6 protein-coding genes and 2 tRNA genes are annotated in these 7,972 nt (G+C 32.9%); 2 read left to right on the forward strand and 6 right to left on the reverse strand.

Annotation, left to right across the window (positions count from 1 at the left end; genetic code table 11):
- Window positions 1-281: 281 nt before the first annotated feature.
- Window positions 282-1,265 carry an AEC family transporter gene (locus tag A9G41_RS08435; RefSeq protein ID WP_065580310.1) on the forward strand — a complete coding sequence of 328 codons (984 nt, stop codon included), beginning with the start codon at window positions 282-284 and terminating at the stop codon, window positions 1,263-1,265.
- A 1,123-nt stretch (window positions 1,266-2,388) separates the two neighbouring features.
- Window positions 2,389-3,249, forward strand: coding sequence for a hypothetical protein (locus A9G41_RS08445; RefSeq protein WP_065581771.1), 861 nt, complete (start codon window positions 2,389-2,391; stop codon window positions 3,247-3,249).
- A gap of 265 nt (window positions 3,250-3,514) precedes the next feature.
- On the opposite strand, the gene A9G41_RS08450 is transcribed toward A9G41_RS08445, so the two are convergent.
- The 6 genes from A9G41_RS08450 to artQ form a co-directional block, all read right to left on the reverse strand.
- Window positions 3,515-3,590, reverse strand: a tRNA-Gly gene (locus A9G41_RS08450).
- A gap of 12 nt (window positions 3,591-3,602) precedes the next feature.
- Window positions 3,603-3,690 (reverse strand) — tRNA-Leu (locus tag A9G41_RS08455).
- A 236-nt stretch (window positions 3,691-3,926) separates the two neighbouring features.
- Window positions 3,927-4,481, reverse strand: coding sequence for a CDP-diacylglycerol--glycerol-3-phosphate 3-phosphatidyltransferase (pgsA, locus tag A9G41_RS08460; protein ID WP_065581772.1), 555 nt, complete (start codon window positions 4,479-4,481; stop codon window positions 3,927-3,929).
- A gap of 107 nt (window positions 4,482-4,588) precedes the next feature.
- On the reverse strand, window positions 4,589-6,424 hold the full coding sequence (uvrC, locus tag A9G41_RS08465; protein WP_065581773.1) for an excinuclease ABC subunit UvrC: 1,836 nt from the start codon (window positions 6,422-6,424) through the stop codon (window positions 4,589-4,591).
- Window position 6,425: 1 nt separating this feature from the next.
- Entirely contained in the window at window positions 6,426-7,103 is a 678-nt protein-coding gene (gene artM, locus A9G41_RS08470; protein ID WP_065567551.1) for an arginine ABC transporter permease ArtM, read from the reverse strand.
- Window positions 7,104-7,115: 12 nt separating this feature from the next.
- Entirely contained in the window at window positions 7,116-7,844 is a 729-nt protein-coding gene (gene artQ / locus A9G41_RS08475) for an arginine ABC transporter permease ArtQ (RefSeq protein WP_065581819.1), read from the reverse strand.
- Between the last annotated feature and the right edge of the window lie 128 nt (window positions 7,845-7,972).

Genomic DNA, 7,972 nt, shown 5'->3' on the forward strand with positions numbered 1-7,972 from the left:
AAGAGTAAGTATAATGATCTGTAAGTTTATATATTTTACATTTAAATATAATTAAAGGTTGTCATATTAATCGTGTTTTTAAGCAATTATACACGGTGTGAAATAACATATTAATAATATCCAGTTTCAAGAAAAAATGCCGTTTTATAGGTAATAAAAAATATTTGATTTTGTTACCCAGTTATTTTACTTCGGTTTTATAAATATAATATCTAATCTGAAGTTACCGGCCAATTACCGAATTTGTATTTTAAGTAATATTATTTTAGGAGTTTTAAAAAATGAATCTAATCTGGTCTGCAGTAGGGCAAGTTGTCAGTTCGTGTCTTCCAGTTTTTTTATTAATTTTTCTTGGTTGGTTATGTGTACAACAAGGAATCTTCACAAAAGATGCTAAAAAATTATTATCAGGGCTTGTCTCAAACTTTGTCTTCCCAGCGTTACTTTTTGTGCATACTTCGCATGCTAAACCCTCGCAAATATTTAATGGTATTTGGATGTTTGCGTTTTTCTGTACTATGTCATTTTTATGGATAATTTGTTTTTTAACCAATAAATACATATTACATAAAGATTTAAAGTCAACGGCTATGAATACTATGTTGTGTTGCTTTCCAAACATGGGGGGGATGGGGGTTCCTTTCTTAACGTTGATGTTAGGTGCGGCTTCTACTATTTCAGTTGCGATTGCTAATTTTGTTGTGGCGTTATCATTGATTCCAATGACAATATTCTTGTTAGAGTTATGCGATACTAAAATGTCTGGTGGTAAGGTAACTGGTGATATGATATTTAGTGCAGTCAAAAACTCACTGATGAAACCAATGTTTTTAGCTGTTATTTTAGGGTTAATTGTGAGCGTTACCGATGGAACAAAATGGTTACCTCATTTTGTGTTTAATACCTTTGATATTATGTCTAATGCTTGTAACTTTATTTCGCTTATTGCAGTTGGTGTTGGTATTCATGGTGTTAAATTAACATTGTCTAAACCATTAATGATCAATGTGATATTGAAAAGTTTTATTACACCTGTAGTGGCGCTTATTTCTGTATACTTATTTGGTATTACCGGTATGGAAGCTGAAGAACTGGTCTTTTTATTAGCAATGCCAACGGCATCAACAGCTGTTATTTTGGCTTATAATTGGAATGTTGAGCAAGAACAAGCGTCAAGTATTTTCTTTGTATCAACAGTTTTATCTATTTTTATTTTACCAACGTTATTACTCATTATGGATTTCACCATTCCTGGCGTTGCTTAATAAATGCCAAATATAATGCTCTCATTGCTTTTAACAGGGTGAGGGCATTAGCAATAAAAATCCCAATCTAATTTGATACTCAAAAAGTAACTTAACAATCGATTATTCAATATGTGGTTCTAGTGACAGTTAATGCTGCCGTTAAATTCTATAATTATAGATGTGAATTGTGAGCTTAAATTGGTTTGTGCGCCTTGCTAGTAATATTTTTTCCATATCCAAATAGGAAAAAGCACGCTTATGCCATTTTGTTTATTTGTTAAAAATCAGTCAGAAAGGCCATTGATTTTATTGAAGTTTTTATTGGCGTATTTTAGGGCGCTGTGCTGGGGGTAGTTTATCCTTTTAACCATAAGATTTACAGTTAACTTCAATGTTTTTATTAGGTTAGACTTAATCTGACAGGCGTTTGTTATTTTAACAAAATCAAGGCTCGATGCTCAAAATAAATTGTCTAACTGCTTTTCCTTAACCAACCGTTTTGTACCTAACCAAGTCTGTTATGGTGTTTTTCCATAACAATACTTGCCTGAATGTGCTTTTTATCGGTTGTAAAATTCAAGCCATTGGTTAACTACGTTTTGTATTTCACTCAATTGTGTGTAAATCTTACGTCGAAATAAGATATCGTTACATTCGGTTTTGATCATTTTATCAAATCGCTCATAAATACCGTTAGTTTGGAGTTGTAGGCTTTGGCCTTGGTGTGTTAAATCTCTTTTAGATTAAGATACAGTTCATAAGCACGACTTTCCTTATAACCTTTATTTCTTCCTCAGTCTGTAAGAATGCGTAAAAGCGGTACTTGTTCGCTATCAAAATAAATCACAGCGTCGCCAAACTGAATGTATACCATCTTCTGACATCAATATGTCTTTTTGATAGAAAATTGGTTGATCCTTGATGTTGACCATAAGCAGGTTATTTATAGGCCATATTGACAACAGTTTGTTCAATATGTGGCTCTGCTTGATTTTTTCCGATAGTTTTTCACGGTTGATTTCTTGGCGTGCAAGCTCTTCTTCTTGTTCATGCTTCTTTTTAAAGCGATAATAACTATCCCCAAAAACTTGCACTTCACTAATATTTATAAAAGTAATGTTTATAAAATGAAGAGATTTATATGAATAAAAAATTACTATCTTTAATCATATTATTAATCATTAACTTTGCCTACGGTAGTGAAGTAGTTTGGGATCTGATTTTTGATAAAAAATATAGTTTACCCAATATAATAATAAACCTTGAAGGTGAAAAAATTGCATTGACATTAGATACTGGCACCAAAGAAGCTTTACATCTGCCAATAGAGCTAATTGATAAAATCCCGAATAAATCTGAAAATTCACAAAAAACGAGAAGTATTGATTTATCTGGTAACATTACAGAGAGTAGAACATTTATTATCAATGAGTTAGAGTTGAATTCTTTTATTTTTAAACGTGTGGAAGTTGTAGAATATAAAAATTGGGGCCTGAGTTTTTCTAGTAGTAATGATAATAATGAGAATAATAATATAGAAAACCCAGTTATTGGGCTGGGTTTATTTGATGGTTATATTTTAACTATTAATTATCCTGAAAGTAAAATAATAATATCGGATGAAACAGATATTGCTGCGGATCTTGGTAAAAAATGGATTCCAATTCCTTTTCATATCAATGGTGAGGGCTTAGTTATAGATATGTCGGATGGTATAAAGAGTTATAAAATGATTTTAGATACTGGTGCCACTATGTCAGTCATAAAAGAACAATCACTTTCAGCAAAAACGATTAAAAAGAATGACGATGAAAGTGATTATAAATTTGTATCACTTAAAGTTAATAATGTTGTTAATGATAATACCGACGCTGTTATATTGGATTCTCTTCCCGCTGAATTTCAGTCTGATGGATTAATCGGGTTTGATTTCCTTAGTAAAAATATAGTGAAGATTGATTTCAAAAATAAGCAACTATGGATTCAAACAGTGACACAATAAGCCAATAATAGCACAATTCGTACAAATGCTCCTTATGTGTTTAAACGCAACGTAAGGCTAGTTAGAAGTAATGACTTCTACTCCACTTAAACTGGGGCTATCACAATAAATTATTTTTGGACTAGTTATAGAATTCAAAAAAATTTTGAACTAATAAGTTATCGCTTTAAGTGGATTTCATCAGAATTTAGTAGACTGAAATATAACTTTTATTTTCCTTTTTCAATCAATTGTATCAGTGAATAGGGTTTTATAGAAAAGATATTGGAGCGGGAAACGAGGTTCGAACTCGCGACCCCGACCTTGGCAAGGTCGTGCTCTACCAACTGAGCTATTCCCGCATAAGTAAAGGCTGGTGCCCGGGGCGAGACTTGAACTCGCACGGCCAAAAAGGCCGAGGGATTTTAAATCCCTTGTGTCTACCGATTTCACCACCCGGGCTCAAAACTGATTTACAAAAAGTAATTCGCTTTGAATGCAGTGCATTTTACCTATCTTATGATTTCAGTCAATAGAAATTTTAAATTAATTGTTTAATTGCTCAATGTTTAGCTAATTAATGATTAAAATGGGGTTGTACGTTAATTGATAAGGCGATGAGTAATTTTGTTTATACGTTTTGATTGAACAAAATTACTTGTATAAAAAAGTGCTTGCCTAGAAATATAAATAGTCGGTTATTCTTCTTCTAATAAATCACTATGCGCTATCCATAAATATTGTAACATTGATAATAGCGTTAAAGCTGTTGCAATAAATAATGCAACGAGACCTGCATAAATGACCATATCACAAGGACGCCATAGTAACCAAGTTAACGCGGTCATTTGGGTAATTGTTTTTATTTTGCCAATTGACGAAACAGCTACGCTTTTACGTTTACCAATTTCAGCCATCCATTCTCGCAGGGCAGATATGATAATTTCGCGTGAAACGATAATAATTGCTGAAATAGAGATCCACCATGCTTGATAATATTGTGTAATTAAAACTAAAGCAATTGTCACCATAATTTTATCAGCAACAGGATCTAAAAAAGCACCAAATTTAGTTGTTTGTCCTAAGCGACGGGCAAGATAGCCGTCTAAAACATCGGTTACGGCCGCAATTAAAAAAATCAATGCAGAAAAAAAACCAGCCCATTGATGAGGAAACCAATAAAATGCCATCACAAAAAAAGGAATTAAAATGACTCTAAATAGTGTTAAGGCTGTTGGAAAATTAATTTTCATGTGATAGAAGCTCTTTTTTATTTTATTAATCAATGCATTAGTAATTAGCGAAAAATAGTCTTTTATTGGTGACTATGTTGCCTGAAAAATGTTAATTTTTCAATGTGTTATTGCTTTAAATTTAGATAAATTTTTTCAGCTAATGATTTAGATATTCCTTGCACTTGCGCTATTTCATCAATGCTGGCATTTTTTAGTTCTCTTAATCCACCAAAGTGTTTAAGCAATGCTTGCCTCCTTTTGGCTCCAACTCCTTCAATATGTTCTAAAGCACTATCGGTAAGTTGTTTGATGCCTTTTTTTCGTTGGCCGACAATGGCATGATCGTGTGATGCATTTCTGATCTGTTGAATGAGTAATAGAGCAGGGGAATGATCATCCAGATAGCGCCCAGTGCCATGAGCCTCAAAGAAAAGGGTTTCTAATCCTTCTTTACGCTCAGCGCCTTTTGCTACCCCAATTAAAATAGGATGATTTTTATTCCAATTAACATTCAATTGGTCAAATACTTGCAACGCTTGGTTAAGTTGTCCTTTACCGCCATCAATAAAAATGATGTCGGGGATTTTTTCGTCGGGAAGCTCTTTTTTGTTGTAACGGCGTGTTAATACTTGTTCCATTGCTGCATAATCATCACCTGGTGTGATACCTATAATATTATAGCGCCGAAATTCGGCTTTAACTGGTCCTTTATCGTCAAAAACAACACAAGATGCAATGGTGTTTTTGCCCATAAAATGGCTAATATCAAAGCATTCCATGCGGTTAATTTTATCAACCCCTAAAAAGGTTTTTAATGCATCGTAACGTTGTTTTATGGTTGAGTTTGCTAATAGCTTATTTTTTACTTCAGTTTGAGCATTTACCGTTGCAATGTTGAGTAATTTTAGATTATCACCTTTAGGTTCATCAACCAATTTAACTTGGTGTTCAGCAATAAGTGACAGTGTCTCTTCTATAGGTTTTTTATCAGATAAAGAATAATTCAACAAAATTTTCTTAGGAATATTGCGGTTTTGATTACCTTGCAAATAAAATTGCCCTATAAATGTTTCAATAACTTCTTCTAATTCCGTATTGGATGGCACTTTAGGGAAGTAAGATCGATGACCAAAGGTTTGCCCGTTGCGAATAAATAAAACATATATACACGCTAAACCTAATTCATAATGAAAACCAATCACATCAAGATTATCATTATTGTTATAAATTGCTTGTTTTTCATTAATATGTTTTATTGCTTGTAGTTGATCGCGTAGTGTTGCCGCTTTTTCAAAATTAAGTTCATTGCTGGCTTTTTGCATATCTTCAGTGATTTTTTGTAAGATTTGTTCTGATTGCCCAGACAGAAATAACCTTACATAGTTAACTTGCTGTTGGTAATCTTCATCACTCACTAAACCAGGTACGCAAGGCCCTAAACAACGCTTAATTTGATATTGTAGACAAGGACGGGTGCGATTGCGATATGTCGAATTCAGGCATTGTCTTATTGGAAATGTTTTTTGTAACAAGGCTAATATTTGTTTAACAGCATAGCCACTGGGATAAGGACCAAAGAACTCATCTTTTTTCCGATTTACAGCTCCTCGGTAAAGCGATAGTTGAGGATGTTGTTCTTTACTTAATTTTATAAATGGGTAGCTTTTATCGTCTTTTAAAAGCACATTGTATCGTGGCTGATACTTTTTAATATAAGTTTGTTCAAGTAATAAAGCTTCGGTTTCGGTATTAGTAATTGTGAATTCAACATGGCGGATATGACTAACTAGCATATCTGTCTTTAAGGTTTTTTTGCTATTGTTAAAATAGCTTTTTAGACGGTTATTAAGATCTTTTGCCTTTCCCACATAAATAATCGTCTGTTTATCATTAAACATCTGATAAATACCCGGTTTATGTGGGACAGTTTTTAAAAAAGATGCTGAATCAAATGAGTTCATATTAGTTTTCAAATGTGAGGGCTTTTTTCTCTATTATCCTCATAATGGTGCTAAGCAAACCATTTATCAAGAGGTAAACTAGCCCAGCAGCAATAAAAATAGTGAAATCGTAATAATCCGCATTCAAATCATTACTATAACCCATCACATCCATCACAGGAATCATTGCGGCTAATGCAGTACCTTTTACGACAAACACGACTTCATTTGAATAAGTGGAAAGTGCACGTTTTAAAGCATAAGGAAAAACAACTTTTAACGTTTGTATTTTATCCATACCAAGTGCTTTACAAGCTTGCCATTGTCCTTTAGGTAAGGCTTTTAACGAGCCATAAAAAATTTGCGTTGTATAAGCAGCGCTGTTAAGTGTTAATGCCAAATAGGCACAAAACCAAGGTGAAGAGATGGTATTATAAAGTAATGGTACTTTGATTAAAATATCTTTAAACTGTGATGGCCCATAATAAATGAGTAATAGCTGTACAAGTAAAGGTGTACCGGTAAATATAATAATATATGTGCGTATCACTTTATTTAGTATAAAGTGATTTAGTGATAATAAACATGATAAGCAAGTAGCAATAACTCCTGCAGATAAAATACCTAAAATGCTTAAACTTAATGTTTCAGGGAGACCTTGGCAGATTATTTTTAGGTAATGAATAAAATTATCAAACATAATGCGACCTTACTAATTTTTCGCTGAGGTAGGTTGTTCAAAATAGGTTGAGCGTTTTTCAATGCGCGATATAATTTTTTGACTAAAAATTGAGATAATTAGATAAATAATCATAGCCACGATATACCATAAAAAAGGTTGATTGGTTCGTGCAACAATGGCTTTGGTTTGCATCATTAAATCATTAATGGCAATTGCTGAAACTAAAGCCGTATCTTTTAATAATATTAACCATTGATTACTTAGACCTGGTAAAGCATGGCGCCACATTTGTGGCATAATAATGCGAAAGAATGTGCGAGATTTGCTTAGTCCTAAAACTTGCGCGGCCTGCCGTTGTCCATTAGAAATTGCTTTAAATGCACCACGTAAAGTTTGAGAGGCATAAACAGCATAGAGAAGAGAAAGTGCGGAAACACCACATAAAAAAGGACTAACATTAAAATCTTCAATGTTTAGCTGTATTGTTAAAGAGGTAAAATACAGATCGATGGTGAAACCATCATTTAATAATATCAATAATAACGGTAAACCGTTATAAATGGCTATCACAATTAATAATTCGGGTAATGCTCGAATAGTTAAGTTAAATAAAGACATGGTCCATGCAATGGGTTTGAATGGAACGGATTCTAATATTGAGAAAATAAAAGCAAATATAATCCCAACAATTAATGATACAAAGGCTAATGATAATGTGGTAGAAGTAGCTTCAATAAGTGGCAAAATGTAACCATCCATTGAAGACAAAACCCATTTCATTTCATTTGCAAAAAAATCAAACATAAAAAAACCAAGATTAAATTAAAAAATAAATTCGCCGCAAGTGAATGCGGCGAGGTCATTATTATAAAATATATATTTAAATA

It is taken from the genome of Gilliamella sp. Nev5-1 (genome assembly GCF_001690895.1).
Classification (GTDB): Bacteria; Pseudomonadota; Gammaproteobacteria; order Enterobacterales; family Orbaceae; genus Gilliamella; species Gilliamella apicola_C.

Coding starts and splice junctions, on each gene's coding strand:
- A9G41_RS08445 (WP_065581771.1), top strand. CDS start 2,389: ATGAATAAAAAATTACTATCTTTAATCATATTATTAATCATTAACTTT.
- artQ (WP_065581819.1), bottom strand. CDS start 7,844: ATGGATGGTTACATTTTGCCACTTATTGAAGCTACTTCTACCACATTA.
- uvrC (WP_065581773.1), bottom strand. CDS start 6,424: ATGAACTCATTTGATTCAGCATCTTTTTTAAAAACTGTCCCACATAAA.
- artM (WP_065567551.1), bottom strand. CDS start 7,103: ATGTTTGATAATTTTATTCATTACCTAAAAATAATCTGCCAAGGTCTC.
- A9G41_RS08435 (WP_065580310.1), top strand. CDS start 282: ATGAATCTAATCTGGTCTGCAGTAGGGCAAGTTGTCAGTTCGTGTCTT.
- pgsA (WP_065581772.1), bottom strand. CDS start 4,481: ATGAAAATTAATTTTCCAACAGCCTTAACACTATTTAGAGTCATTTTA.